The sequence below is a fragment of the Microbacterium testaceum genome (assembly GCF_020781835.1).
GTDB classification, from domain to species: Bacteria; Actinomycetota; Actinomycetes; order Actinomycetales; family Microbacteriaceae; genus Microbacterium; species Microbacterium testaceum_H.
On the sequence record NZ_JAJGNJ010000003.1, the window covers coordinates 268,783 to 293,074 of the forward strand.

General features: G+C 68.8%; 30 protein-coding genes. 10 read left to right on the forward strand and 20 right to left on the reverse strand.

Going from position 1 to position 24,292, the window contains the following annotated elements; translation table 11 throughout:
* Window positions 1-162: 162 nt before the first annotated feature.
* Genes LL239_RS06130 through LL239_RS06140 form a run of 3 tightly spaced genes read right to left on the reverse strand, consistent with a single transcriptional unit; the run spans window position 163 to window position 1,458 of the window.
* Window positions 163-540, reverse strand: a complete 378-nt coding sequence (locus tag LL239_RS06130) for a PPOX class F420-dependent oxidoreductase (RefSeq protein WP_228162571.1) — start codon at window positions 538-540, stop codon at window positions 163-165.
* The gene (locus tag LL239_RS06135) at window positions 534-1,073 is read right to left on the reverse strand and encodes a 2'-5' RNA ligase family protein (RefSeq protein WP_228162572.1); all 540 of its coding nucleotides are present in this window, start codon (window positions 1,071-1,073) and stop codon (window positions 534-536) included. Before LL239_RS06135 ends, LL239_RS06130 begins: the two co-directional genes overlap by 7 nt.
* Before the next feature lie 7 nt (window positions 1,074-1,080).
* Window positions 1,081-1,458 (reverse strand): DoxX family protein, encoded by a 378-nt coding sequence (locus tag LL239_RS06140; RefSeq protein ID WP_228162573.1) that lies wholly within the window; start codon window positions 1,456-1,458, stop codon window positions 1,081-1,083.
* Between the two features lie 158 nt (window positions 1,459-1,616).
* On the opposite strand from LL239_RS06140, the gene LL239_RS06145 reads away from it, so the two are divergent.
* Window positions 1,617-1,910 (forward strand): hypothetical protein, encoded by a 294-nt coding sequence (locus LL239_RS06145; protein ID WP_228162574.1) that lies wholly within the window; start codon window positions 1,617-1,619, stop codon window positions 1,908-1,910.
* A gap of 37 nt (window positions 1,911-1,947) precedes the next feature.
* Here LL239_RS06145 and LL239_RS06150 read toward each other — a convergent pair whose 3' ends face one another.
* A complete protein-coding gene (locus LL239_RS06150; RefSeq protein WP_228162575.1) occupies window positions 1,948-2,283 on the reverse strand; it encodes a DUF7882 family protein in 336 nt (111 codons plus the stop codon).
* Between the two features lie 201 nt (window positions 2,284-2,484).
* Here LL239_RS06150 and LL239_RS06155 point away from each other — a divergent pair, with 201 nt between their 5' ends.
* The gene (locus tag LL239_RS06155) at window positions 2,485-2,940 is read left to right on the forward strand and encodes a MarR family winged helix-turn-helix transcriptional regulator (RefSeq protein ID WP_228162576.1); all 456 of its coding nucleotides are present in this window, start codon (window positions 2,485-2,487) and stop codon (window positions 2,938-2,940) included.
* Window positions 2,941-2,946: 6 nt separating this feature from the next.
* On the opposite strand, the gene LL239_RS06160 is transcribed toward LL239_RS06155, so the two are convergent.
* Window positions 2,947-3,267, reverse strand: a complete 321-nt coding sequence (locus tag LL239_RS06160) for a DUF7882 family protein (RefSeq protein WP_228162577.1) — start codon at window positions 3,265-3,267, stop codon at window positions 2,947-2,949.
* 175 nt (window positions 3,268-3,442) lie between these two features.
* Here LL239_RS06160 and LL239_RS06165 point away from each other — a divergent pair, with 175 nt between their 5' ends.
* Together LL239_RS06165 and LL239_RS06170 are read left to right on the forward strand one after the other, a co-directional pair.
* A complete protein-coding gene (locus LL239_RS06165; protein WP_228162578.1) occupies window positions 3,443-4,465 on the forward strand; it encodes a glycoside hydrolase family 6 protein in 1,023 nt (340 codons plus the stop codon).
* A gap of 130 nt (window positions 4,466-4,595) precedes the next feature.
* On the forward strand, window positions 4,596-5,588 hold the full coding sequence (locus LL239_RS06170) for a response regulator transcription factor (protein ID WP_228162579.1): 993 nt from the start codon (window positions 4,596-4,598) through the stop codon (window positions 5,586-5,588).
* Window positions 5,589-5,670: 82 nt separating this feature from the next.
* Here LL239_RS06170 and LL239_RS06175 read toward each other — a convergent pair whose 3' ends face one another.
* Window positions 5,671-7,146: a glycosyltransferase family 2 protein gene (locus LL239_RS06175; protein ID WP_228162580.1), complete on the reverse strand. Its 1,476-nt coding sequence runs from the start codon at window positions 7,144-7,146 to the stop codon at window positions 5,671-5,673.
* Window positions 7,147-7,293: 147 nt separating this feature from the next.
* On the opposite strand from LL239_RS06175, the gene LL239_RS06180 reads away from it, so the two are divergent.
* Complete coding sequence (locus tag LL239_RS06180; protein WP_228162581.1) at window positions 7,294-8,373, forward strand: hypothetical protein; 1,080 nt, start codon at window positions 7,294-7,296, stop codon at window positions 8,371-8,373.
* 17 nt (window positions 8,374-8,390) lie between these two features.
* Here the strand turns inward: LL239_RS06180 and LL239_RS06185 are convergent, their stop codons facing one another.
* Window positions 8,391-9,200, reverse strand: a complete 810-nt coding sequence (locus tag LL239_RS06185) for a fructose 1,6-bisphosphatase (protein WP_228162582.1) — start codon at window positions 9,198-9,200, stop codon at window positions 8,391-8,393.
* 177 nt (window positions 9,201-9,377) lie between these two features.
* On the opposite strand from LL239_RS06185, the gene LL239_RS06190 reads away from it, so the two are divergent.
* Together LL239_RS06190 and LL239_RS06195 are read left to right on the forward strand one after the other, a co-directional pair.
* Entirely contained in the window at window positions 9,378-11,039 is a 1,662-nt protein-coding gene (locus LL239_RS06190; RefSeq protein WP_228162583.1) for a sensor histidine kinase, read from the forward strand.
* Window positions 11,036-12,154 carry a hypothetical protein gene (locus tag LL239_RS06195; RefSeq protein ID WP_228162584.1) on the forward strand — a complete coding sequence of 373 codons (1,119 nt, stop codon included), beginning with the start codon at window positions 11,036-11,038 and terminating at the stop codon, window positions 12,152-12,154. The genes LL239_RS06190 and LL239_RS06195 overlap by 4 nt, the downstream gene beginning before the upstream one ends.
* Here the strand turns inward: LL239_RS06195 and LL239_RS06200 are convergent, their stop codons facing one another.
* Window positions 12,155-12,790, reverse strand: coding sequence for a hypothetical protein (locus tag LL239_RS06200; RefSeq protein ID WP_228162585.1), 636 nt, complete (start codon window positions 12,788-12,790; stop codon window positions 12,155-12,157).
* Between the two features lie 85 nt (window positions 12,791-12,875).
* Here LL239_RS06200 and LL239_RS18015 point away from each other — a divergent pair, with 85 nt between their 5' ends.
* The 3 genes from LL239_RS18015 (at window position 12,876) to LL239_RS06215 (ending at window position 15,802) form a co-directional block, all read left to right on the forward strand.
* On the forward strand, window positions 12,876-14,642 hold the full coding sequence (locus tag LL239_RS18015; protein WP_228162586.1) for a DUF4012 domain-containing protein: 1,767 nt from the start codon (window positions 12,876-12,878) through the stop codon (window positions 14,640-14,642).
* 103 nt (window positions 14,643-14,745) lie between these two features.
* On the forward strand, window positions 14,746-15,000 hold the full coding sequence (locus LL239_RS06210; protein ID WP_228162587.1) for a hypothetical protein: 255 nt from the start codon (window positions 14,746-14,748) through the stop codon (window positions 14,998-15,000).
* 247 nt (window positions 15,001-15,247) lie between these two features.
* On the forward strand, window positions 15,248-15,802 hold the full coding sequence (locus LL239_RS06215) for a hypothetical protein (RefSeq protein WP_228162588.1): 555 nt from the start codon (window positions 15,248-15,250) through the stop codon (window positions 15,800-15,802).
* 66 nt (window positions 15,803-15,868) lie between these two features.
* Here the strand turns inward: LL239_RS06215 and LL239_RS06220 are convergent, their stop codons facing one another.
* From LL239_RS06220 to secY, 12 genes are all read right to left on the reverse strand, one after another.
* Entirely contained in the window at window positions 15,869-16,561 is a 693-nt protein-coding gene (locus LL239_RS06220) for an endonuclease/exonuclease/phosphatase family protein (RefSeq protein ID WP_228162589.1), read from the reverse strand.
* A 55-nt stretch (window positions 16,562-16,616) separates the two neighbouring features.
* Window positions 16,617-17,474: a tRNA pseudouridine(38-40) synthase TruA gene (gene truA, locus LL239_RS06225; RefSeq protein WP_228162590.1), complete on the reverse strand. Its 858-nt coding sequence runs from the start codon at window positions 17,472-17,474 to the stop codon at window positions 16,617-16,619.
* Window positions 17,475-17,556: 82 nt separating this feature from the next.
* Window positions 17,557-18,123, reverse strand: a complete 567-nt coding sequence (rplQ, locus tag LL239_RS06230) for a 50S ribosomal protein L17 (protein ID WP_228162591.1) — start codon at window positions 18,121-18,123, stop codon at window positions 17,557-17,559.
* 42 nt (window positions 18,124-18,165) lie between these two features.
* Complete coding sequence (locus LL239_RS06235; RefSeq protein ID WP_022879045.1) at window positions 18,166-19,155, reverse strand: DNA-directed RNA polymerase subunit alpha; 990 nt, start codon at window positions 19,153-19,155, stop codon at window positions 18,166-18,168.
* Window positions 19,156-19,326: 171 nt separating this feature from the next.
* Window positions 19,327-19,725, reverse strand: coding sequence for a 30S ribosomal protein S11 (rpsK, locus tag LL239_RS06240; protein ID WP_013583990.1), 399 nt, complete (start codon window positions 19,723-19,725; stop codon window positions 19,327-19,329).
* A gap of 34 nt (window positions 19,726-19,759) precedes the next feature.
* On the reverse strand, window positions 19,760-20,134 hold the full coding sequence (rpsM, locus tag LL239_RS06245; RefSeq protein WP_063256596.1) for a 30S ribosomal protein S13: 375 nt from the start codon (window positions 20,132-20,134) through the stop codon (window positions 19,760-19,762).
* 139 nt (window positions 20,135-20,273) lie between these two features.
* On the reverse strand, window positions 20,274-20,390 hold the full coding sequence (gene rpmJ, locus LL239_RS06250; protein ID WP_005050492.1) for a 50S ribosomal protein L36: 117 nt from the start codon (window positions 20,388-20,390) through the stop codon (window positions 20,274-20,276).
* Between the two features lie 62 nt (window positions 20,391-20,452).
* Window positions 20,453-20,674: a translation initiation factor IF-1 gene (infA, locus tag LL239_RS06255; protein WP_013583992.1), complete on the reverse strand. Its 222-nt coding sequence runs from the start codon at window positions 20,672-20,674 to the stop codon at window positions 20,453-20,455.
* Between the two features lie 138 nt (window positions 20,675-20,812).
* Window positions 20,813-21,514: a DsbA family protein gene (locus LL239_RS06260; protein WP_228162592.1), complete on the reverse strand. Its 702-nt coding sequence runs from the start codon at window positions 21,512-21,514 to the stop codon at window positions 20,813-20,815.
* Entirely contained in the window at window positions 21,514-22,353 is an 840-nt protein-coding gene (gene map, locus LL239_RS06265; RefSeq protein ID WP_228162593.1) for a type I methionyl aminopeptidase, read from the reverse strand. Before map ends, LL239_RS06260 begins: the two co-directional genes overlap by 1 nt.
* Before the next feature lies 1 nt (window position 22,354).
* Window positions 22,355-22,945: an adenylate kinase gene (locus tag LL239_RS06270; protein WP_228162594.1), complete on the reverse strand. Its 591-nt coding sequence runs from the start codon at window positions 22,943-22,945 to the stop codon at window positions 22,355-22,357.
* Entirely contained in the window at window positions 22,942-24,264 is a 1,323-nt protein-coding gene (gene secY, locus LL239_RS06275; RefSeq protein ID WP_228162595.1) for a preprotein translocase subunit SecY, read from the reverse strand. The genes LL239_RS06270 and secY overlap by 4 nt, the downstream gene beginning before the upstream one ends.
* Between the last annotated feature and the right edge of the window lie 28 nt (window positions 24,265-24,292).

Genomic DNA, 24,292 nt, shown 5'->3' on the forward strand with positions numbered 1-24,292 from the left:
TGTGGGTGCACCGTCCCGAGGGGTGCACGACGTCGCCGCTCAGGCGGCGAGGGCCACAGATCCGATCGCGCCTCTGTCGTCGGCGCTCCACGCGCCGACGACCCCCTCACGCCCGACGGGCATCGATGGGGAAAGGAAGGACATGCTCCGAGCGTACTCCGATCAGGCGCGGAACGAGGCCGATCCGAGGACGCGCGCGACCGTCATCTCCAGCACGACCCGCTCGGGGTTCACACGCGGCTGCCGATAGCGCGCGGCGTACAGGTCGACGGCGCGGGCGACGGCCTCGGGATCGTCCGTCACACGGGCCGGTCCCTCGAAGCTGATCCACCGGGCTCCGTCGACCGAGCAGATCGAGGCGCGCCCGTCGCGTTCGGCGTTGACGAATTTCTGGCTTCCGCGCGACCCGATGACCCGGACGACGCCGTCCGTGTAGGTGAAGCCGACGGGCACGGCGTGCACCCGCCCCGATCGGCCGATCGTGGAGAGGGTTGCCAGGTGGTACTCGGCGAGGAAGGCCAGGGCGGCGTCGGTCAGCACGACTCCAGGGTCCCACGTCCGGCGATGTGCGAAACCGTGCGGGTGGCCGAATCCCACCGCCGGATGCCGATCGCCCGCGCCTCGATCGGCTCGCCGGCTCCGACACCGGCGGCCAGCGCGTCTCCGACGCGGTCGACAGGGAGCCGACGCGCAAGGGTGACGTGCGGGGTCCAGTCCCCCGGCACGGTGTGCGCAGCATCCTCCCCGGAGCCGGCGAGCGCGTGCACCTGGGCGTGCAACTCCAGTAGCGCCGCAGTCGGAACGACCGAGCGCGCCAGCACGCGGGTGCGGCCACCGCCGAAGAGCAGGGGGGCGCCGAGGGTGACGGCCAGCGGCAGGCGGCCCTCGAGGGAACCCTCGGGGAGAGCCGGCGATCGCGTGCGGACGAGGAGCGTCACATGCGGTCGGTTGCTGGATCCCGTGTGCCGCGCCTGACTCGGCAGACCTGCGGCGTCGAGGATCTCCCACTCGCCTCGCACCGCGGCCTCCGCATCTGCGTCGAGGATGAGCTCCAGGCTGACGACGGCATTCATCGCCGCGTCAGCGTGTCGACCACCATGCCGCGGCAACGAGCACCGGCTGGAAGAACAGCCGCGTGAAGCGTCGGCGGTCGGTGTCGAGCCCGAATGCGGAGCGCTTCTTGCGCCACTGGTCGATGTTGCCGGGGAAGACCGCGACATAGAACGCCGCCAACGCCGCCCCGATACGACGGCGCTCCTTCGGGAGAGCCACGAGCGCGACCCCGAAGGCGACCTCCACGACCCCGGATGCCACGACCACCGCGTCGCGGTCGAGCGGTGTGCGTGCCACCAGGGCATCGGGCACCTGCGCCTGGAATTCTCTTCGGGCGAAGGTCAGGTGCGCCACACCGGCGAACGTCATCGCGAGGGCGAGGCCCCATCGGACGATCGATCTCATGCGAGTCAGCGTAGAACCGGCCCGTGCGGGGCGGACCGGGGTTGACGCCGCGCCCGCGGAACGTCGCGCATCGCTACGCCAACCACCGGACAAGCGCAACCCCCGGACGCGGGGCGCATCCGGCGATTGACTGAAGGCACGTCGACGAGGGAGGTGCAATGACGCTGACCGACAGCACCCGCGCCGCCGTCGGCGGGGTCGACCTGGACATGCTTCTCGTGCGGGCGGCATCCGGCGACCGCGACGCGTTCGTCGAGTTCTACGACGCCACGTCACCGCGCGTGTACGCCGTGATCCTCACCCTGGCGAGGGACGCCGACGCCGCGGCATCCCTCCTCGAAGGCGTCTACGTCGAGGCATGGGAGCGCCTGCGACGACGATCCGCCCCGCCCTGCCCCGGTATGGAGTGGGTGTCATTGATGGCTCACCGACACGCGTCGGGCCGGCGCTGAGGTGCCGTGCCCCGTTCAGCAGGTGCGACGCTCACGGTCACACGGCGCCGGAAGGTGCTCCGACCGGGCCGGGCGCGGCGATGTCGAGATCGATCGTCAGGCCGCCCGACGAGTTCGCGGAGTTGGCGTAGGTCTGCAGCAACGCCGGGTCCAGCACCTCGGGCTCGATGGCCCCGAACACGAATCGCAACGGGATCGATGGCTGGATCCAGATCGTGCTTCGTCCGCCCTCCTCGTCCTCGAGGTGGCGCCACGACATCGTGAAGCTCTCTCCGCGGCGGAGTTTGGTCGCTATGACGACCTTCACGTGGGCGAGCACGCGATCCGGGACCCGGATCGGGCGCTCGGAAGAGCCGTAGAACAGAAGGCCCATGAGCGTCTCCTTCCGGAGTTGTGGACGGTCGATATTTTACTAGACGACCTAACTATCACAAGGTGAATCACGCGAGAATCTCGGCGGTCCGCCAAGTTTTCTCACATCTCCCCCGACCGTCCCCCAATGTTTTGAGCCACTGGAATCTCGTTTGCCTAACTAGACTGTCGCATCGGGCGGCCGGACCCTTACAGGAGAGCCATGACGATCGTGACTGAAGACGACCCCGCGACGGTCGCCGCCCGCGCCGTCGAGAGACTGCGCTTGGCGGAGGCCAGGCTGGCACGACGACGACAGACGGGATGCGGCCCCAGTGAGAACGCGCGCGCCGCGATGCGTCTCATCCTCGAGCGCGCGGACGAGGGGGCCACGGTCACCCCCACCGAGATCGCGCAGGCGCTCGCGGTGTCGACCGCGTCGGTCACCGGCATGCTCGATCGACTCGCCGCCGGAGGGCTCATCGGCTTCGTGGCGAATCCCGCCGATCGGCGCAGCAAGTTCGTCGTGCCCTTCGACCGCAGCACGGACGCCGACGCGATCGACCCCGTCACGGCGCGGATCCGCGAGTTCGCCCTCGATCTGCCACCGGGCGCGGCCGACCAGGTGGCCGATTTCCTCGATCGCGTCCGCGAGGTGGTCGACGCCGAATGCCGCTGACCCGACTCAGGCCGTGACCGGGTCCACCGAATCCGGGTCGGGTTCTGCGACGACGGTGAGCCCGTTCGGCGAGCTCGCCTCGTGCATGAGCTCGTCGACCCACCGGCGATTCACGTGCGGCGGGCGACTGCCGTAGAAGTGGAAGACCAGCGGAATCGACGGGTGAATCCAGAGCGTCCGCGTCCCGCTGCCGTCGCCTACCGGGAAGTGGAACATGAAGGGCTCGCCGCGACGCAGCTTGTTCATGAAGACCAGGCGCAGGTGGGCGAGGGTCCGGTCCTCGATGTCGAACGACTGACCGAGCGCGTTGTAAACCAGTTTGCCCACGTTCACAGGCTATCCGCTTTGCGCACCTAACAAGTGCAGAGGATGCGTACGGCCGAGTACAGACGATGCGGGTAGACCGGCGCGTGTATCGGATTCGGTCCACATCCGTCGCGGAGGGTGTCGGCCGGCTCGCCGCAGAGGGCGCTGTGCCGAGCGCTCGACTAAAGTCCTCAGAGTGGGGAGAGCACACCGCCCGGGCCGCCGGCGTCGGATTCCGCGGCCGGTCCTGGTGGGCGGCGCCGTGGTGGTCGTCGTGGCGCTGGTTGCCGCTATCGCGGTGGTCGGCAGCCTGGTGACGTCGCTGTTCCAGACCCTGTCCGCCCGGCCGCCCGCGGTGGACACGCGTATCGTCGCCCCCGACGAATCGAAAGCGGCGAAGGCTGCCGCGCAGGCGCCACCCGGTTCCCCCGAGGCTGAGGCGGCCGCATGGCTCGCCGCGCAGCCGACGACCTACTGGCTCACCCCCGAGATCGACCCCCTCGACGAGGTGTGGGACCGCGTTGCGCATCTCGCCGCCGAGGCCCGGGAGCAGGATGCCACGGTTTCCCTCGCCGTCTACGGCCTCCCCGACCGCGACTGCGGCAACCACTCCGCCGGCGGACTGGATCCCGCCGCGTACCGCGAATGGACCGCTCGCATCGGCGACGCATTGCGCAACGCGTCGGACGTCCGGAAGATCGTCATCCTCGAGCCGGACAGCATCGCCCTCGCACCGTCGTGCGGGTCGTTGCAGGACCGCGCGGGGTACCTGCGCACCGCCGTGGAGAACATCCGCGGTGTCGACACGTGGATCTACCTCGACGGCGGACACTCGGCGTGGCATCCCGCCCGCGAGATGGCGGATCTGCTGCGTTCCACCGGACTCCTCGGGGACGTGCGAGGGGTCGCGCTGAACGTGTCCAACTACCAGGACACTGCGAACGAGTTCGCATACGCCCACCAGCTGTCCGACCTCCTCGGCGGAACCCACGCCGTCATCGACACCTCCCGCAACGGCGCCGGCCCCGCGGGATCGGAGTGGTGCAACCCCGGCGGGCGCCTCGTCGGCGCGGGCAGTGGCGCGTACGGGGACGGGGTCGTGGACACCACCCTCTGGATCAAGCCTCCCGGTGAGAGCGACGGCGAATGCAACGGCGGTCCCGCGGCGGGGTCCTGGTGGCCGGATGCCGCCGTCGAGCTGACCCGAAAGAGCCGCTGAACCCCGAGATCGACCTCTGCGCGACCCTCGCGCGGCGAAGTATGTAAAGATTGCGCTCGGTCGCAGTGCGGCCGCGTGCCTCGGGGGAGAGCACGGGCACGGACACGTGCGAATCCGGAAGAGTGGTGCGATGAGCGACAGCACGGAGATGCTGAAGACGGCCGTGATCGTCGAGGACGATCCCGACATCCGTCATCTTCTCGTCGAGGTGCTGGAGTCGGCCGGGTTCTCCACGGTGTCGGTGGGCAACGGCATCGACGGCGTCCGCGCGGTCATCGCCTATCAGCCCCTCATCACCACGCTCGACGTGAACATGCCCGGCATCGACGGCTTCGAAGCCGCCCGCCGCATCCGCCAGCAGAGCGACACCTACATCATCATGCTCACCGGGCTCGAAGAGGAGGCCGACGTCGTGCTCGGCCTCGGCGCAGGAGCCGACGAGTACGTCGTGAAGCCCTTCCGCCCGCGCGAACTGCGCGCGCGCATCGAAGCGCTCCTGCGCCGACCGCGCGCGGGGGCGCCCGCCGTCACCGCTCCGCGCCAGGACAGCGTCGGCCCCTCGTTCCCCGCCGCCCGGCCCGCGCAGGAGCACGTTCCGCCCGCCACCCCCGCCCCGGCCCCCGTCGCTGCCTTTCCGCCGGCACCGACGCCGAGCGCCCCGGTCGTGGTTCCCTCGTCCCAGGGTCCCGAGCCGTGGCAGTCGGCACCAGGGAACGAGGTGGCGGCCCGGCCGGGCAACGAGGTCGCACCGCGCGCGCACGGCGAGCTGACGCCGTCGGGTTCACCATGGATCGTGCACCGCGACCTGCAGCTGGACCCGGACAGCCGCATCGTGCTCGTCGACGGGTTCGAGCTCGACCTCACCCGCACGGAGTTCGACCTTCTCGCCACCCTCATGGAGTCCAAGCGCCGCGTGCGCAGCAAGGCGGACCTGACCCTGGTGCTGCGCGGCGAGTCGTACGTCACCAGCTACTTCGTCGGCGAGGCGGACAAGCGTGCCATCGAGGCGCACATGACCAACCTGCGCCGCAAACTCGGTGACAACCCCGCCAACCCTCGCTACATCGAGACGGTGCGCGGTGTCGGCTACCGCCTCACCTCGGAGCTCATGGCCGCGCCCTGACAGACGACGCGCGCACATAACGGATGCCTCGACCCTCCCCAGGGCCGAGGCATCCGTTTTCTCTGATGCGTTCGGGTCGCGATCAGACCTTGTATCCGTGGTGACGACGGACGAGCTTGGAGAACATCAGGAGGGTCTGCAGAACCGTGACGACACCGACGATGGGCCAGCCGATCCAGAGGATCGAGGACTGCACCATCGGACCGACGAGCACCCAGATCACCGCGAGGGCGATGGCGACGCCGATGAGGACGACCATCGGCGCCCAGTGGCCGAGTCCGCCACCGCGCTCCGCCTTGGCCTGCATGGCCCAGTTGTCGACCTTCTTCCGCGAGAGGAAGCGGGTCCAGGAGCGCACGAAATGACTGATGCGGATCCACATGAAGATCTCCGCCGGGAAGAACAGCACCGCGAAGAGGATGTCGGCACGGTCGCAGGCGGCCATGGTGCGGGCGATACGCAGGTTCAGGAGCATCGCGACCACCGGCGGGATCAGCCACAGGGGCGAGAACACGAAGGCGTTGATCGACAGCGATCCCGCGAGCAGCGTCAGGAACGCCACACGGACGAAGAGGTTGGTCAGCATGCCGAAGTTCTCGAACCAGCGCAGGCGCAGGTTCGGGTGGAACGGCTGCCCCTTGGTGTCTCCACGCTGACCAGGCCACATCAGCTCGATGGCACCGTACGTCCACTTCACCTGCTGGGCGTCGTAGCCGGACAGCGTCGTCATGCCGCCCACGTTGGCGCGGGCGTAGGGGCTGATCTTGGTCAGGTAGCCCGCGCTCTTGATCTGCAGCGACAGCAGCGAGTCCTCCACCTCGGAGTCCTTCACCCAGGGAGTGACCTGGTGGTTCTGCTTCATCGCCTCGCGCAGCGCGTTGGTGGAGAAGATCGAGAACTGGCCGCCGAGCACCGCCATGTTGCGGCCGCGAAGGAGGTTCTGCAGGTTGAACGCCGCGAACTGGGTGCGCTGTCCGGCGGTGAGGAAGCGGGCCATGAGGCCCTTGATGGGCTTGTCGTCGATCGTGTAGATGGCGGAGATCCCGCCGATGCGGGAGTCCGAGACGGCCTCCGTCTCGAGGTACTCCACAGCCTTGCTGTCGGCGATGGTGTCGCCGTCGACGCCGAGCAGGTAGTCGTAACCCTCCACGAGGGAGTAGCCGTAGTTCAGCGCACCGACCTTCTTGTCGGGGTTCTTGCCGATGTCGTGGACGAACACCTCGGTGAACTGCTCGCCCAACTCGGTGCTGATCTCGTGCGGGCCGCTGTACTCCGAGGCGATCTTGACGGTCGCATCCGAGGTGTTGTTGACGACGACATGGATGACATCGGGCACGCGGGTCTGACCGAGCAGGGCCTCGATGACCTGGGCGATCGACTCCTCCTCGTTGTACGCCGGGATGATGCATCCGATCGTGGAACGGTGCACCGTCGAGTGCTCCAGCACCGAGGCGAAGTCGTCGGGGAACGCGTGCTCCTCGATGATGGGACCGCCTGCGCCACCCACCGGGTAGGTGATCGCCCGGGTTTGGGGAGCGAAGCTGCGCGCATCGGTCATGGCGGTGTCTTCCTGTCGGAGGGGCGGCGGTTCAGCCGTGTCCCACTCTGGTAGGTTCAGCGCAAGGCCACCGCCGCACATGACCACCGTCCCCGCAAGGTTTCCTCAAGATTCGCCCCGGGGGCCCGGCACAGGAAGAGCCCGTCGATGGTCGTCCTCGACCTGCTTGCCGCCATCGCCGCCGCCGCGGTGGCCGGCGCCGCGCTGTTCCTCGCACACGGACGCCACGGCGATGACCGCGGTGGCCCGCGCGCCGAACTCGTCCGCTACATGGGGGTGGCGGCGCTCGCAGCGCTCGCCTGCTCGGTGGCGAATGTGGCCGAGATCGCCGGGGGCGGTGAGTTCGCCGCCGCCGTCGGAAACTGCACCAACGTCGTCGCCGCAGGACTTGCGTGGGCGGGAGCCCGTCGTCTCAACGCCCGGCGCGCGATCGGCGCCGCGACGACGGGCGCCGTCGGCATCCTGATGCTGGCCGTCACCTTCGTCGTCCCCCTCGACGACGCGACCCTGCTGAAGACCGCCGGCCTCGCCGTCTTCGCCGTCCTGGGCGCCGTCGAGTTCGGACGGCGACCGGTCAGTGAGCTGCCCGGGTCACGGCTGTTGCTGCTCACCCTGATCGCCTACGGCGCGTACAACCTGTACCGGCTGCTCGTCGCCGCCGCGACGGGCATGTCCTCCCTACTGTGGCAGCACACCGCTTCGACGCAGATCACCACGATCGTCAGCGCGCTGGCCATCGTCGGCATGGGATTCGGGGCGGTACGCCTGGGGCGTCGACTCGACGACGATCCGGCGCCCGGCACGCGGGCACACGATCGGCGCAACCTGCGCTGCGCCGCGGAGGATCTCCTCGCCTCGAACCGGCAACTCCACGTCCTCGTCATGCGCATCCCGGAGATCGATCTGATCCGAACCGCGCACAACTCCGCTCGGGCCGAGGACATGCTCACGGCCCTGATGGACGCGACGCGCCAGGCTCTCCCCCATGCCCACGCCGGCGTTCCCGCCCGCGACACGGTCATCGCGATACACGCGGGCGCGACCCCCCTCTCCGACATCGAGCGAGACGTCCGCCGGATCTTCGCCGATCAGATGCCGTTGATCGACTACACCGACACCCCCGACCTGTCGTTCGAGCACCACACCGCGCATGACGTGCACGACGTCTCGCTGCTCATGGAGAGCCGACGGCTCCGACCCAGCCCCGGTGCCGTCCCCCGCCTCTGACGGGGTCGCGCGGGTGCTCAGCCCTGATCGCCGCTCTGTCCCCATCCCGGCGCGCGGCCCGTGTTGGTGCCGGAGTCGATCGTCTGCCCCGCGGTCGAGGATCCGTCGGACTCGAAGATCGCGATCGGCAGGTACTGGTAGACCGTCTGCTGGCTGAACGACGTGTCGGAGTTCGCCGCCCCCTCCACGGCGATGTTCAGGGCGAACTCGAGCGTGATGCCGTACGTGTCGTTGGGAAGCTGACGAATGGAGGTCGTCGGTACGAGGAGTCCTCCCTGGAAGCTGTTGAGCAGGAGACCACGGTCGGACCGAAGAGTGTCCGATGGCACCAGCGTGCGCGGGTCGGCGCTGAACTGGAACGGGCTGGACACCTGGCCGCCGGTCTGCGCGGTCTGGGATGTGATGGACACCGACGAGACGTACACGCGCCGCTTCTCGGTGAGCACCGCCTTCTCGTCGACGCGGTGGTCGTAGACGTTGAGGGCGAACCCGAACTGCTTCTCGTTGGTCGCGCTCCACTCCATGGTGCGCTTGGGGTCCACGGCCCACACATCCAGCCGCAGTTCGAGGCCGTCCGCGACCTCCGACGACAGCGACACCGAGCCGTCGTAGGTGAACCGCGAGTCGAAGGGCATAGCGGACGACGTCGATTGCGGCGCGGGCGTCGACACGACGACCGACTGGCCATTGCCCGACGTCTGTGCCTGGATGGCGTTGAAGGCGTCGACGACCTGAGCGCACCCCGTCAGGGTGATCGGGCCGCCGAGCGCGACGACGGCGGCGAGCGCGAGGGCTCGCACGGTACGACGGTGAGAGGAACTGCTCACGGGTCTCTCCTGAGTCTGAGGGCGCGGGTGCGCAGAGGTCGACGAACGACCATCACGCTGCAGGATGCAGGCCTCAGGGGGAGTCTGACCGGACGACGCGACGGGTATGACGCGAAAGGGCGAGCAGAGACAGGATGGCGCGCAGAAGACTACACCATCGTCTATACACTCGAATACATGGCAGCCGTGAGGAGCGTTCCGCCGGCGACGTCGTCGTTCTCCGACCCGGACGCCGGCGGGCCGAGCAGCCGTACACGCTCGGTATGGCTGCTGCAGTTGGTCCTCGGTGCGAGCGTCGTGATCACGGTCCTGCTCGTGCAGGCGTTGTCACCGGCGCTGTTCGCCGTGTGGACCTTCTCCACCGGGGTCGGGGTCGTCATCGCCCTGACCGCCGTCGCCATCATGGTGCCGTGGCATCGGCTTCCTCGGAACGCGGTCTCGATCATCCCCTTCGGCGACATCGTCGGCATCGGGCTGCTGAGCTTCGGCACCGACCTGCGGTTCGGATTCTTCTGGGTGTTCCCCATCACCTGGATCGCCACCCATTTCGTCCTCAGCATGATGATCGCCGCACTCGCGACGGTCGGGGTCATCATCGTCGCGGATGCCTCTGTGAACGGCACCGGTACGGCGACGGCCCTGCGTCTGATCGTCGTGTTGCTGTCGCTGACGTTCATCGCGATCACGGCGTACCTGTCGGCGCGGCAGACGCGCGCCGTCAAACAGCTCCTGCGACGGCAGGCCAGCAGACTGCAGGGCACCCTCCAACGCGTGACGGGCCAGGAGCGTCGCGTGTCGCAGATGCTGAACGGCCTCGACACCGGCATCGCGCGTCTGTCGGTCGCTGGTGAAGTCCTCGCGCTCAACGACACGTACGTCAACCTCTACGGCATCGAGCGGGACGAGCCGTCACGACCGGGCGGCGCCGTCGAGTACGCGACCCTGCGCGGAGAACCCCTGCCCGAATCCGAGCGACCCTTCGCACGGGCGGCTCGCGGCGAGCAGTTCGAGGACGAACGGGTATGGCTCTTCGACGCACAGGGCGAATGGCACGCCCTGTCCGCGTCGACGCGCCGCCTGGTCTCGTCCGACGAACCGGAGAGCACGCTGCTCATCGTCCATGACGTGACCGCGCTGATCGAGGCCGAACGCGCGCGCGAGCGCCTGGCGGCGACGGTGTCGCACGAGCTGCGCAATCCTCTGACGGCGATCATCGGCCACGCCGACCTGGCCCTGGATGCACCCGACCTCTCGCCGAAGGTCCGCGAGCAGCTGGAGGTCATCGCCGGCGCCGGTGAACGCATGCAGACCTTGATCTCCGAGATCCTCGCCAATTCCCGCGGGGTCTTCCGAGAGGAGAAGACGGCGGCGACGGCGGATGCCAGCCGGATCATCGCGTCGTCGCTGGAATCGTTCCGTCCGGCCGCCGCCGCACGCCGCGTCAGCGTGAGCGACGATCTCCCGGCGGCGGCGGAGGTCGTGGGCGACGGTTTCCGGTTGCGACAGGCGTTCGACAACATCCTCAGCAACGCGATCAAGTACACCCCCGGAGGAGGCAGCGTGCACATCTCGGGCGAGGTCTTCGACGACCACGTCGAGCTGGTCTTCGCCGACACGGGGATCGGCATCCATCCCGAAGACCTCCCGCGCATCTTCGACCCGTACTTCCGCGCCCGGGCGGCTCGCGAGAGTCCGACCCCCGGCACGGGGCTCGGGATGGGCATCGTCCGCAGCATCATCGAGGAGCAGGGCGGGTCCCTCGAGCTCGAGAGCGAGGTCGGCACGGGCACCACCGTGACCGTGCGTCTGCCCTCGCGGTCGGGGGCGGCCGAAGGATGACACCCCACGAGACGCTCGCCAACCTCGGACTCGCACAGGCCACCGTCGCCACGCTCGCCACCGTGATGGTCATCGGCCTGGGGTTCCTGCACCGTCCGTCGCGTGCCGCGCTCCTGTGGTCGTTGGCGTTCGTCCTGGCCATGTCGAGCACGTGGGTCTCGGTCGCCGGCTCGGTCGTCGGGGACGAGGCCCTCCGTCGCGCGGGACTGGGACTCATGCTGGGCGCGCCCGCCCTGATCTGGTCGGGCTTCCGCGCCCGCCGCGGCGTCCCCGCCCTGCCGTGGATCGCGGTGGTGCAATCCATCGCGACCGCGGTCGCGTTCGTGCTGGCCGTCGACCCTCAGGTGTACGGCATGACGTTCCGCGCAGCGTTCCTCGGCGCCGCCGTGTTCGCCGGGCTCACCATCGTCGAGACGCGGCGCGCGGCGGACCGCTTGGAGCGGCTCGCGTTGCCCCTGACGGTCGTGTCGGCCGGATTCGTCGCACTGGCCGCCGGCATCGTCGTCGCGGGCCTGGCTCTGCCCTCCAACGTGCAGGATCTGCAGCTCCCCCGGCTCCTCAACGGGCTGGCCATGCTGATCTACCTCGTGTGCGCGACCGTCAGCGTTCTGTACTTCACGTCGGTCTCCCCCGTCGGCGCGGGCGACGCGCGTTCGTGGCCGCAGTTCTCCGTGATCGCTGCCGATCGCCTCGCGCGCGCGCGACGTTCGCACGAGAGCTCGTGGGCGGTGCTCGCGATCCGTCTCGACGACCCCGACCAGATCCGCACGACGATCGGCGAGAACAACTGGAATCGGATCGTCTCGGCGTTCGAGGCCCTCGTCGCCACCACGCTTCCGGCTGAGGCCGACCTCGGACGGCCGGCGCGCGGCCGCGTCGTCGCAGTGGTGTGCCGCCCCGGTACCGTGCTGCGCGAGCACGTCCGCACGCTTCTGCGACGGGTCACCGAGATGGATGCCGGCGAGTGGTCCGACGTGCAGCTGTCGGCGAGCGTCGGGTGGGTGCCGGCGGAGTCGGCCGACTACGACCTCCCCGAGCTGGTCCAACGGGCTGAAGCCGCCGCCCTCACCGCGACGGGACTGGGCGGCGACCGGTGGGAGCGGCTGCGCGCCTGATCAGCCCGCAGGGGTCGCGGCGTCGCGGGTGATCGCGACGGTGATGGTGTCGCTCGCCGTCTGCTTGGCGAACTCGCTCGAGGTCGGGGTGGTCTGGAGGAGGAACTCGTAGGTGAACTGCATCGTCACAAAGGTCGCGTCGGCGGGGACCTCGCCGACGTTGAACGTCTGAGAGTAGCTGTACGGCGACAGCACGAGGTAGCCCGGCGGGTTGCCCTGATCGGTCTGCGGCGCGAGCGGGGAGAACGACTGCGACGCGTTGCCCGGGACAGCCGTCATCGTGGCCCGCTGCAGGTAGACCTTCTGGCCGTCGTCGGGTGTCACGGTGGTGACCATCGAAATGCTGACGGGCTTCAGCGCGGTCGCGGTCCAGCGATCCATCGGCAGGGTCGACCAGTAGTCGACCGTCGCCGCGATCGCCCCGGCGGTGACCTGCTTCTGCGTGGAGCCGCTCGACAGGTCATTGGAAACAGGCTCCGGAACCGGGACGACGGAAGCGGAGGGGGCAGGGGACGCCGTCGCCCGCCCGTCTCCCTGAGCCCACGGCGGCGCACCGCAGGCGACCAGCGCGAGCAGCATCGTCCCCCCGCCGACCGTCGCCAGCGCGATCCGGCCGCGTCGCACCCCGTCCCCCATGAATCCTCCTGTGCTCTTCCCACCGAGTCTAGGCGGCGACCGGCCGTGCGTCCCTGGCGCTCACCGGAGGTCTTAGGGTGCTCCCGTGATCCACCGATCCTCGCACGGCGCCGGTTCGTCTGAACGTGCGTTCCTGGCTGTCACCCTGCTCCTCCTGGTCGTCGGCATGCTCGCGACGGCCTGGGTCCTGGTGCGCGGCACCATCGCGTACCAGCATCTGGCGGCTGTCCATACCGCGCTGGCGGAAGCGACGTCCGCGGTCGACGACCCCGTCGCCTGGGCCGATGATCTCGCCTCGACAGCCGACGACGTCGCGGCGGCGCACGCCCTGACCGACGACCCGGTCTGGACGGCGGCGGGCGCTCTGCCGTGGATCGGTCCGCACCTGCGTGCAATGGCGTCCGTGGCCTCCGCCGGCGATCGAGCGCTCGACGCGCTCGATCCGCTGCGTGAGGTGGCATCCGCCCTCTCGTCCGGGTCCCTGCGCGCGTCCGACGGCGGGTACGACGTCGCCCGGCTGGCCTCGTGGGAGCCGGCTGCTCGCTCGGCCGCCCTCGCCCTCGAGGTCGCGTCGTCCGAGCTGTCTGCGGCGGCGTCCGCCGACCTCCGTGGATCGGTCGCGGATGAACTCGCCCGCGCGCGCGAGATGGTCACGCGCGCGCATGACGAAGCGGACGCGCTGCACCGGACCACGCGCCTGCTTCCGGACATGCTGGGCGCGGACCGGGCCCGGTCGTACCTGGTGGTGTTCCAGAACGATGCGGAGTGGCGCTCGCTGGGAGGGATCGTGGGAGCCGTGGCTCAGATCGACACCGACCGCGGGCGCGTCCGGCTCACCGCGCAAGCGTCGTCGACCGAATTCCGCGGGGCCGGTGCCGCCCCCGTCGCCGAGCTCCCGGACGGTCTGCGCGCCCTCTTCGATGACCGCCCGGCGCGGTTCGTCCAGAACGTGACGCAGGTGCCCGATTTCTCGGTGGGGGCTCCCCTGGCGCGGGAGATGTGGCGCCGACAGCACGGCACGGAGGTCGACGGGGTCATCGCCGTCGACCCGGTCGCGCTGTCGTACCTTCTGCGCGCGACCGGACCCGTGACGCTTCCGTCCGGGGACGTGCTCACGAGCGTGAACGCCGTTCCCCTCCTCCTCGACGAGGTGTACCGGCGCTACCCGGACCCGACGCACCAGGACGCCTTCTTCCAGTCGGCCTCGTCTGCCGTGTTCGAAGCGGTGGCGGGCGGACGCGTGGAGCTGAGGGCGCTCGCGGACGCGCTCGACCGAGCAGGCAGGGAACGGCGGATCCTGGTCTGGAACGCCGATCCGGCCGAACAGGCGATGCTCGACGGCACCACGCTGCAGGGTGCGCTCCCCGCGGTCGACGGCGGGCGCACAGTCTTCGGTGTCTACGTCAACGACGGCACGGGGTCGAAGATGGACTACTACATGCGGCTCGGTGTGGCAGCGTCGTGGTGTTCGCCGTCCTCGGCGGCACTCCGCGTGACGCTGCGCAACGAGGCACCGGACCCGGCGACGCTCCCCGACTACGTCACGGGCGGGGGCAGATACGGCGTCCCCGTCGGGCACACCCTCACAGGCGTCTACGTGTATCTCCCACCGGGTGCCTCCGTGACGCACCAGCGGGCGACGGGCGAGGGAGCTGCGAGCGGCTTCGCCGGCGGCCGCGATCGCGGGCGGGACGTGCTGAAGTGGTCGGTGCGACTGGCTCCGGGACAGTCCGCGACCCTCGATCTGCGCGTCGCCACGCCCGCGACCGACATCTTGGAGACGCTGACGACGCCCACGATCCACGCAGTCGACACTCCGGTGGGTGGCGCGATCTGCGCGAATGAGGGATAGTCGAAGAGGCGGATGTTCGTCGCGCGATGGGGGCTGCGACGGCCGCCGGCCCGTGGCACGTGCCGTGCCCGGACCACTGTCTCCGACGCTAGTGGGTGCCGAAATGAAGTTCGCCGTCGTCCGTTCCCTGGCCACCGCCGCGCTCATCACCGGCGCCGCTCTGGCCTTCCCAGCCGCCGCGATCGCGGCCACCTCCGGCTCCCCCGAGGAGGGGACGACGACTCACGCCGCGGCCGACACCGCGGGCAGCACGCCCGCGCTCGGCTATTGGATCGGGGGCGGAACCCTCGCCCTCGCGGGCGGCGCGATCGCCGTGGGCACCACCGTGCGCCGTCACCGTCACGATCCGGACACCTGAGGCGGTCGGGACGGCGTCCAGGTCTTCCCCGTCGCGCATCGGCCCGCCGGCGAGCGGTGGGGGTCCCGCGCGCCCGGCGCGCGGATGCCAGGTGATTTCCCGCATGCCCCGGCGTGAAACGTCGCCGCACCGAAGAGTGCGGCCTCCCGGGCGTGGGCAGACTGGCTCGGCGAGCGGCGCTCACCCGCACCCGCTGTCGCTCGCGATCATCTGTCCGGCCATACCCGCCACTGAGATGGGGCCCACCATGAAGAACACGATCCTCCGTGCCGCCGCAGCGCTCTCGCTGGCGGCCGCCGCGCTGATGGCCCCCACGGCCGCCAACGCCTACGTCGACCCCGCTGTGGTCATCGCGACCCCCGACACGATCACCGCGGGCAGTGTCAGCACCTTCACCACCGACCTGGCGCCCTTCGAGGCCTCCGAGGAGATCGTGATCTCGATCACCGGCGAGAATGCCTCGGGCGCCGCGCTGGCCATGGTCAAGACAGCGATCGAGACCAATGCGACGCTGCGGACGCACGCGGTACAGGGCAAGCTGAATGTCCCGATCACCTTCCCTTCGAACGGTGTCGGCACCTACGACCTCACCTTCACCGGTGTGACGAGCAACGTCGTCCTGCACTCGCGGATCACCGTCCTTGCACCCGGAAGCACGACTCCGTCGAAGGCCGGGCTCGCCGTGACCGGCATCGACTCCGACGACACCGTCGGGCTGTGGATCGGAGGTGCGGCATTCGTCGTCGCCGGCGCAGCCGTGGTGATCGGAGCCGCGGCCCGCCGCCGCCGCGCGACCGCGTAGCCCTTTTCGCACCGACAACGGGGGCCGTCCATCGGATGGCCCCCGTTGTCGTCGTCGAGCGACGACTCAGGGGGTGGGTACCGGGCGTGTGCCCGTGACGTCGGCGGTGATCAGGATGGGCAAATGGTCGCTGAGCCCCTGGGGCAGTGTGCGGATATGGGCGATGTCGAAGCCGATCGAGGTGGCGAAGTCGTAGTGCCCACGGAAGAAGCGGTAACGCGTGTACGTACGGGAGTCGCTCAGCGTAAGCTCGTACCCCTGATCGCGCACCGCCTGACCGAGATTCTCTTTGAACACCGGATAGTTGTAGTCGCCCACCATGAGCGTCGGCAGACCCGGTCCGAGGTTCTGAAGTTCCGCCAACGCCGTGCGGATCTGGTGACGCCGGAGAGAGTTCAAGGCGGTGAGAGGCGCTGCGTGGAAAGACGCGACGATGATCTCGTGCCCGTCATCGATGTCGCGCAGCCGGACGCCGAGCATCCTCTCCTCCGCGGGCTTCAGAACATAGTCGTGCAGCGACTTCTTCAAGGCGATGGAACGCACCTCGACCGCCCGATAGGTGTTCTCCCGGTAATACACGGCCAGCCCCAGGCGGTTGCGCTGCGTCGCCTCGGCCAGACGCAGACCCGAGATCTCCGCCGGAATCTCCCGCGTGTCGTATTCCTGCAGGCACAGGACGTCCACGGCATGGGCGTCGACGAGAGCAGCGAGCTCCCCCGCGGCGCGATGCTTGCGCAAGTTGTACGAGATGACCTTCATGGCCTAGCCAGCCTAGGACCGCTCACTATGCGGCTCCCCGAGGGTTGCCAAATGCTCACGAAGCGATGTCATCCGCGTCACGCCGCTTTCGGGTCTGCTCGGCGCGGGATGCCAGCAGCTCGTCCGCGGGATAGCCGACCTCGGCGAGCACGAGGCCCCGTGCGGCCAGGACCTTGGTGTCCGGCGTGCGCGCGGCCGCGTCGCGAATGGCGACGATGCGCTCGGGTTCGATGCGCCCCTCGCCGACGGCGACGCATGCTCCGACCAGGGCGCGCACCATGCTGTGGCAGAACGCATCAGCTCGGACATTGGCGACCACGGCACCCGACGCGTCACGGTGCCAGTCGAATTCGAGCAGCGTCCGAATGCTCGTCGCCTCTTCCCGAGCCTTGCAGTACGCGGCGAAATCGTGCAGTCCGATGAGGCTGCGCGCCGCGGCATCCATCGCCTCCACGTCCAGGTGGGCCTTCACCGTCGTCGTCCGGGAGCGTTCGAGCGGGTCATAGCCCGTCGTGAGGTCGGCGATGCGGTAGGCGTAGCGGCGCCACACCGCCGAGAATCGCGCGTCGAAGCCGTCCGGCGCCTCGGAGGTCCGTGTCACGGTCACGTCGGGGTATGCGCCCAGAACGCCGCGCACGCGTCCGGCGAGCGCCGCGACGGAGTCCGGTTCGTCCGCCTCCCGCCGACGCCGCGGAAGTCGCGCGGTCTGTGCGTCGTCGAGATCGAGATGCGCCACCTGCCCGGACGCGTGCACCCCGGCATCCGTCCGCCCGGCGACCACGAGACGCGGGTCACCCCCCACGATGCGCGACAGCGCGCCCTCCAGAGTGCCCTGGACGGTGCGGAGCCCCGGCTGTCGCGCCCACCCGCGGAAGTGCGTGCCGTCGTAGGCGATGTCGAGGCGGATACGCACCCTCCCAGCCTACGGGTCTGCCCGGGAACGACCGAGGCCCCCTCCCGAGCGGGAGGGGGCCTCGGTGCGAGACAGCGAGGGATTACGCCTTGGCGTCGTCCTCCACCGCGTCGGCGGCAGCGGCCTCGGCGGCAGCGCCCTCCTCGGGGGACTCGGCTCCGGCGTCGGCGGCCTCGTCGGCGGCGGGAGCCTCCTCGACGGCGGTCTCCTCGGCGGGTGCCTCGTCCTCAGCGGGCGCAGCGGCCGCGGCGGGCGCGGCAGCGGCCTTCGAGGCGGACGGCTTCTTCGTGACGGGCTCGAGGACGAGCTCGATCACAGCCATGGGGGCGTTGTCGCCCTTGCGGTTGCCGACCTTGGTGATGCGGGTGTAGCCACCGTCGCGGTCGGCGACCAGCGGAGCGATCTCCGTGAAGAGGGTGTGCACGACCTCCTTGTCACCGATCACCGAGAGGACGCGGCGACGAGCGTGGAGGTCACCCCGCTTCGCGAACGTGATGAGGCGCTCGGCGAGCGGACGCAGGCGCTTGGCCTTGGTCTCGGTCGTCTTGATCGACTTGTGGGTGTACAGGGCCGCGGCGAGGTTCGCGAGAAGCAGGCGCTCGTGGGCCGGGCCGCCGCCGAGGCGGGGACCCTTCGTGGGCTTGGGCATGTCGTGTTACTCCAGTGGGAAGGTTCGGTCGGGTCCGACGGGTCAGACGGTCTCGTCGTCGTAGCCGCCGAAGAACTGGGCGCCATCGAAACCGGGCACCGAGTCCTTGAGCGACAGGCCGAGGGAGGTGAGCTTGTCGCGCACCTCGTCGACCGACTTCTGACCGAAGTTGCGGATGTTCATCAGCTGGGTCTCGGAGAGGGCGACCAGCTCCGAGACGGTGTTGATGCCCTCGCGCTTGAGGCAGTTGTACGAGCGGACCGAGAGGTCGAGGTCTTCGATCGGCATCGACAGCTCGTTCGACAGCACGGTCTCGACCGGCGCCGGGCCGATCTCGATGCCCTCGGCCTCGACGTTCAGCTCGCGCGCGAGACCGAACAGCTCGGTGAGGGTCCGACCGGCCGAGGCCACCGCGTCGCGGGGGGCGATCGACGGCTTCGACTCCACGTCCAGGACGAGCTTGTCGAAGTCGGTGCGCTCACCGGCACGCGTCGCGTCGACGCGGTAGCTGACCTTGAGCACCGGCGAGTAGATCGAGTCGATCGGGATCTGACCCGCCTCGGCGTACTCGTTGCGGTTCTGGGTGGCCGAGACGTAGCCGCGGCCGCGCTCGATCGTCAGCTCGAGCTCGAACTTCGCGGTGTCGTTCAGCGTGGCGATGACCAGCTCGGGGTTGTGCACCTCGACGCCCGCCGGAGCGGAGATGTCCGCGGCGGTGACCTCGCCGGCACCCGTCTTGCGCAGGTAGGCGGTGATGGGCTCGTCGCGCTCGCTCGAGACCACGAGCTGCTTGATGTTCAGGATGATCTCGGTGACGTCTTCCTTCACGCCCGGGATGGTGCTGAACTCGTGCAGGACGCCATCGATGCGGATGCTCGTGACGGCCGCGCCGGGGATCGACGACAGGAGGCTGCGACGCAGCGCGTTGCCGATCGTGTAACCGAAGCCGGGCTCGAGCGGCTCGATGACGAAACGGCTGCGGAACTCCCCGATCTTCTCCTCGGTCAGAGTGGGACGCTGTGCGATGAGCACTATGTGTTCCTTTCGATCACGTGCCCGCTATATGACACGTGTAATGGGGTGAGGTGTTGAGTTGTACTCGCCGGATGCCGCCTCCCCGGGGGACGCGGCATCCGAATGCCTGGGGTGCGCGAGAGCGCCAGCGTTCCCGGGGAGCGACGAGCACTCCCCGGGAACGATGCGTCAGACGCGGCGGCGCTTCGGCGGACGGCAGCCGTTGTGCGCCTGCGGCGTCACGTCCTGGATCGAGCCGACCTCGAGGCCGGCGGCCGTGAGCGAACGGATCGCGGTCTCGCGGCCCGAACCCGGACCCTTCACGAAGACGTCGACCTTCTTCACGCCGTGCTCCTGCGCCTGGCGGGCAGCGGACTCCGCTGCCATGCCTGCGGCGTACGGCGTCGACTTGCGCGAGCCCTTGAAGCCGACGCCGCCGGACGAGGCCCAGCTGATGACGGCCCCGGAGGGGTCGGTGATCGAAACGATGGTGTTGTTGAACGTCGACTTGATGTGGGCCTGACCCACGGCGATGTTCTTCTTCTCCTTGCGGCGCGGCTTGCGCGCGGCGGACTTGGCCTGTGCCATGTGCGGTTCTCCTGGATCCTGCGCCGGCGGAGGCCTAGCGCGCCTTCTTCTTGCCGGCGACGGTGCGCTTCGGTCCCTTGCGGGTGCGCGCGTTCGTCTTCGTGCGCTGACCGCGCACCGGGAGGCCGCGGCGGTGGCGCAGGCCCTCGTAGGAACCGATCTCGACCTTGCGGCGGATGTCGGCGGCCACCTCGCGACGGAGGTCACCCTCCACCTTGTAGGTGCCCTCGATGTGGTCGCGCAACGCGACCAGCTGGTCGTCGGTGAGGTCCTTGACGCGGACGTCCGGGCTGATGCCGGTCGCGGTGAGGATCTCGGTGGAGCGGGTACGGCCCACGCCGTAGATGTAGGTAAGTGCGATCACCACGCGCTTGTCGCGCGGGATGTCGACGCCGGCGAGACGTGCCATGCGGCTCTCCTCAGAGTGTCGTGGAGGTGTGGAGCAGGATCGGTGCCCGGGCCTCCGCCCCGAGGTGTCCCCCGCTGTGCGGGTTCTGATCCTGCCGTTGTGTGTTCAGTTGGAAGTCGGTCGTCGAGTCCGCGCGGACTCAGCCCTGACGCTGCTTGTGACGCGGGTTGCTCTTGCAGATCACCATGACGCGCCCGTGGCGACGGATCACCTTGCAGTGGTCGCAGATGGGCTTGACGGAGGGGTTGACCTTCATGGGGGTGTTTCCTGTTCGCTGTCTTCGATCCGCGCGAGCGGTTCGTTACTTCTCGGCCGGACTCAGCGGTAGCGGTAGACGATACGACCTCGTGTGAGGTCGTAGGGGCTCAGTTCGACGACGACGCGGTCCTCGGGGATGATGCGGATGTAGTTCTGCCGCATCTTCCCCGAGATGGTGGCGAGCACCTTGTGACCGTTGGTCAGTTCGACACGGAACATCGCATTGGGCAGTGCCTCGGACACCGTGCCCTCGATCTCGATGACACCGTCTTTCTTCGCCATAAACTCGCTCACGCTCATTGCAGACCGGCCGGTCTGCGGTGGATGGGGATTCGGTGCTGCGACACGCCAATGAAGGCGCAACGCACCAAAGATCAAGCATACGTGGTAGAACGCGCTGCGGCAACTCGCCGCTTCGGCTCAGCCGTCGAGTCGTTCGACGATGTCCTTCTGCGGATCCCCCGTGAGGTCCTGCTGGTTGACGAGGACCTGACCGTTGATCGCGATGGTCGGCGTGGCGATGCCCGACCCCGTCTGTGACGGCGTTCTCTTCGTCATCGCGGTGACGAACTTCGTGTACGTGCCGTCGGTGATGCAGGAGGTCACGGCATCCGAGGCTCCGGCATCCTTCGCGATCTCTCCAAGGGTCGCGTCGTCGAGCCCCGCGGTGCCTTCCGTCGGCTGCTGTTCGTACATGGCCGTGACGAAGGCGGGTACGTTGGCGGAGTCGTCGACGGCGACGCAGTAGGCGGCATTCGCTGCGCGCGTCGAGTACTGCGTTCCCTGCGACTGCGCATCGAGGATGGCGATCGGGTGGATGTTCAGCGTGATGGTGCCGTCATCGGCGAGCTGCTGGAGCGTCGAGCCGTAGGCCTGCTCGAACGAATTGCAGACGGGGCACATGAAGTCGATGTACGTGTCGACGGTCTGATCACCGGAGCCGACGGCGATCGCACCGGTGTCGGCGTTCACTGCCGAGGATTCGGGCACCGTCCCCGGTGATGTGGCCTGGCTGTTCGCGAACCAGACCACTCCCCCGATCACGAGGACGACGGCCACCGCTGCGGCGGTCACCCCGATCGCGAACCAGTTCGTGGACTTGCGAACCGCGGCCATCATCATCAGTCGATCTCCTTCGGCACCACACCGAAGGGTGCCAGCTTCTCGGCACCGCCGTCGGGAGCGGTGAGGACCCAGACACCTCCATCGTGCACCGCGACGCTATGTTCCCAATGGGAGCCCGCCGTACCGTCGATCGTCGACACGGTCCAGCCGTCGTCTTCGACCTGGGTCGCCTGGTCCCCGATGACGACCATAGGCTCGATAGCGACCGCGAGACCCGGACGCACCTCGGCTCCGGGTTCGGGCACCCGGTAATTGAAGATGCTCGGGGACTCGTGCATCTTGCGCCCGATTCCGTGCCCAACGTAGTCGCGCAGAATGCCGTACCCGCCCGCGGGGGCGTTCGCCGCGATGTAGTCCTCGATGGCAGCCCCCACCTCGCCCAGGTGCGACGCTCGGCTGAGGGCGGCGATGCCCGCCCAGAGCGAGCCCTCCGTGACCTCCGACAAGCGGCGCCGGGGAGCGACGAGCTCCTCGGGAGCGTCCCCCGGGACCACCATCGTGAACGCCGAGTCGCCGTTCCACCCGCGGAACTCCGCACCGGCGTCGATCGAGAGCAGGTCCCCCGCCTGCAGCGGGCGATCATTCGGGATGCCGTGCACCACCTGCTCGTTGACGGACGCGCAGATGGTGTGTCGATACCCGCGGACCATCTGGAAGTTCGACTTCGCGCCGCGAGCGGTGATCACCCGGGATGCCGCGGCGTCGAGCTCGACAGTGGTGACCCCCGGTGCGATCAGCTCGCGCACTGCATCGAGTGCGGCGGCCGTGATGAGCCCCGGCTCGACCATCGCACGCAGCTGGGCGGGCTTCTTGTAGATCGAGGAGCGCAGCACCACGTCAGCGCGCCGGTCGCAGCCCGCGCGCCTCGAGCGCGGCGAAGATGCGCGCGGTGATCTCGTCGAGGTCGCCGACGCCGTCGATCTCGTCGACGATGCCGCGCGTGCCGTACACGTCGAGGATGGGGGCGGTCTCGCGCTCGTAGATGCCGAGGCGGGTGGCGATCGCCTCCTCGGTGTCGTCGGCCCGGCCCTGTTCGGCCGCGCGTGCGGTCAATCGCGAGAGCGACTCCTCCCGCGGGACGACCAGCGCGATGACGGCATCCAGCTTCTCGTCACGCCCCTCGAGGAACTCGTCGAGGTGCATGACCTGGGCCAGATTGCGGGGGTAGCCGTCGAGGAGGAATCCCTGCGCTGCGTCGGCCTGAGCGAGGCGGTCACGCACGACGGCACTGGTCAGTTCGTCGGGGACCAGGTCGCCGGCGTCGATGATCGACTTGACCTGCAGGCCGAGGTCGGTGCCCTCGGCCACGTTCGCGCGGAAGACGTCGCCCGTGGAGACGACGGGGATATCCAAGGCTGCGCCGACGCGGACGCCCTGCGTCCCCTTGCCCGAGCCCTGAGGTCCGACGATCAGAAGACGTGCGCTCATCGAAGTAGCCCCTCGTAGTGACGCTGCTGGAGTTGTGCGTCGATCTGCTTCACCGTCTCGAGACCGACGCCGACGATGATGAGGATCGACGCGCCGCCGAACGGGAAGTTCTGGTTGGCACCGACCGTCGCCAGCGCCACGAGCGGGAGCAGAGCGACCAGGCCGAGGTAGATGGAACCGGGGAGAGTGATGCGCGTGAGCACGTAGTCCAGGTACTCCGCCGTCGGACGGCCGGCCCGGATGCCGGGGATGAAGCCACCGTACTTCTTCATGTTGTCGGCGACGTCGACCGGGTTGAACGTGATCGCGACGTAGAAGTACGTGAACCCCACGATGAGAAGGAAGTACACGAGCATGTAGATCGGGTGGTCGCCGCGCGTGAGGTACTGCGAGATCCAGGTCACCCAGGGTGCGGCCTCCTGACCCGCCTGCGGCTGGTTGAACTGGGCGATGAGGGCCGGGATGTACAGCAGCGACGAGGCGAAGATGACCGGCACGACGCCCGCCATGTTGACCTTGATCGGGATGTAGGTGTTCGTCCCGCCGTAGGTGCGGCGGCCCACCATCCGCTTGGCGTACTGCACCGGGATGCGACGCTGCGACTGCTCGACGAAGACGACGAGACCGACGACGAGGATGCCCACGGCGAGGACCAGAAGGAAGATCTCGACGCCGCGCGCGTTCAGGATCGACAGCATGGCGCCGGGGAACGTGGCGGCGATCGACGTGAAGATCAGGATCGACATGCCGTTGCCCACGCCCCGCTCGGTCACGAGCTCGGCGAACCACATGACCAGGCCCGTACCGGCCGTCATCGTGATGATCATGAGGAGCTGGGCCCACCAGATGTCGTTGGTGAGCAGCTGCTGGCATTCGGGAGCGCCGCCGGTGCCGAAGAGCTGACCGGAACGGGCGACGGTGACGAGCGTCGTGGACTGCAGCAACGCCAGCGCGATGGTGAGGTAGCGCGTGTACTGCGTGAGCTTGGCCTGGCCGGCCTGCCCTTCCTTGTACAGCGTCTCGAAGTGCGGGATCACCACGCGAAGCAGCTGCACGATGATCGTGGCCGTGATGTACGGCATGACGCCCAGGGCGAAGATCGACAGCTGGAGGAGGGCACCACCCGAGAAGAGGTTGACCAGCGAGAGCAGGCCTTCGGTGCTCCCCGACTGCGCGAGACAGCGCTGAACGTTGGGGAAATCGACGAAGGGCGTCGGCACGTGGGCACCCAGCCGGTAGATGGCGATGATGCCCAGCGTGAAGGCAATCTTCCGCCTCAGGTCGGGTGTGCGAAAAACCCGCGCGATGGCGCTGAACAAGGGAATTCCTCCAGAACGATCTCGGCGC

What these genes read in the sequence shown, in the direction of transcription:
- LL239_RS06175 (WP_228162580.1), bottom strand. Translation starts at nt 7,146, where the DNA reads ATGACCGATGCGCGCAGCTTCGCTCCCCAAACCCGGGCGATCACCTAC.
- LL239_RS06200 (WP_228162585.1), bottom strand. Translation starts at nt 12,790, where the DNA reads ATGGGGGACGGGGTGCGACGCGGCCGGATCGCGCTGGCGACGGTCGGC.
- LL239_RS06270 (WP_228162594.1), bottom strand. Translation starts at nt 22,945, where the DNA reads ATGAGCGCACGTCTTCTGATCGTCGGACCTCAGGGCTCGGGCAAGGGG.
- LL239_RS06220 (WP_228162589.1), bottom strand. Translation starts at nt 16,561, where the DNA reads ATGAAGGTCATCTCGTACAACTTGCGCAAGCATCGCGCCGCGGGGGAG.
- LL239_RS06180 (WP_228162581.1), top strand. Translation starts at nt 7,294, where the DNA reads ATGGTCGTCCTCGACCTGCTTGCCGCCATCGCCGCCGCCGCGGTGGCC.
- LL239_RS06195 (WP_228162584.1), top strand. Translation starts at nt 11,036, where the DNA reads ATGACACCCCACGAGACGCTCGCCAACCTCGGACTCGCACAGGCCACC.
- rplQ (WP_228162591.1), bottom strand. Translation starts at nt 18,123, where the DNA reads ATGCCCAAGCCCACGAAGGGTCCCCGCCTCGGCGGCGGCCCGGCCCAC.
- LL239_RS06170 (WP_228162579.1), top strand. Translation starts at nt 4,596, where the DNA reads ATGAGCGACAGCACGGAGATGCTGAAGACGGCCGTGATCGTCGAGGAC.
- LL239_RS06135 (WP_228162572.1), bottom strand. Translation starts at nt 1,073, where the DNA reads ATGAATGCCGTCGTCAGCCTGGAGCTCATCCTCGACGCAGATGCGGAG.
- infA (WP_013583992.1), bottom strand. Translation starts at nt 20,674, where the DNA reads ATGGCGAAGAAAGACGGTGTCATCGAGATCGAGGGCACGGTGTCCGAG.
- LL239_RS06150 (WP_228162575.1), bottom strand. Translation starts at nt 2,283, where the DNA reads ATGGGCCTTCTGTTCTACGGCTCTTCCGAGCGCCCGATCCGGGTCCCG.
- rpsK (WP_013583990.1), bottom strand. Translation starts at nt 19,725, where the DNA reads ATGGCACAGGCCAAGTCCGCCGCGCGCAAGCCGCGCCGCAAGGAGAAG.
- LL239_RS06210 (WP_228162587.1), top strand. Translation starts at nt 14,746, where the DNA reads ATGAAGTTCGCCGTCGTCCGTTCCCTGGCCACCGCCGCGCTCATCACC.
- LL239_RS06260 (WP_228162592.1), bottom strand. Translation starts at nt 21,514, where the DNA reads ATGATGATGGCCGCGGTTCGCAAGTCCACGAACTGGTTCGCGATCGGG.
- LL239_RS06140 (WP_228162573.1), bottom strand. Translation starts at nt 1,458, where the DNA reads ATGAGATCGATCGTCCGATGGGGCCTCGCCCTCGCGATGACGTTCGCC.
- LL239_RS06190 (WP_228162583.1), top strand. Translation starts at nt 9,378, where the DNA reads ATGGCAGCCGTGAGGAGCGTTCCGCCGGCGACGTCGTCGTTCTCCGAC.
- rpsM (WP_063256596.1), bottom strand. Translation starts at nt 20,134, where the DNA reads ATGGCACGTCTCGCCGGCGTCGACATCCCGCGCGACAAGCGCGTGGTG.
- LL239_RS06155 (WP_228162576.1), top strand. Translation starts at nt 2,485, where the DNA reads ATGACGATCGTGACTGAAGACGACCCCGCGACGGTCGCCGCCCGCGCC.
- LL239_RS06145 (WP_228162574.1), top strand. Translation starts at nt 1,617, where the DNA reads ATGACGCTGACCGACAGCACCCGCGCCGCCGTCGGCGGGGTCGACCTG.
- LL239_RS06215 (WP_228162588.1), top strand. Translation starts at nt 15,248, where the DNA reads ATGAAGAACACGATCCTCCGTGCCGCCGCAGCGCTCTCGCTGGCGGCC.
- rpmJ (WP_005050492.1), bottom strand. Translation starts at nt 20,390, where the DNA reads ATGAAGGTCAACCCCTCCGTCAAGCCCATCTGCGACCACTGCAAGGTG.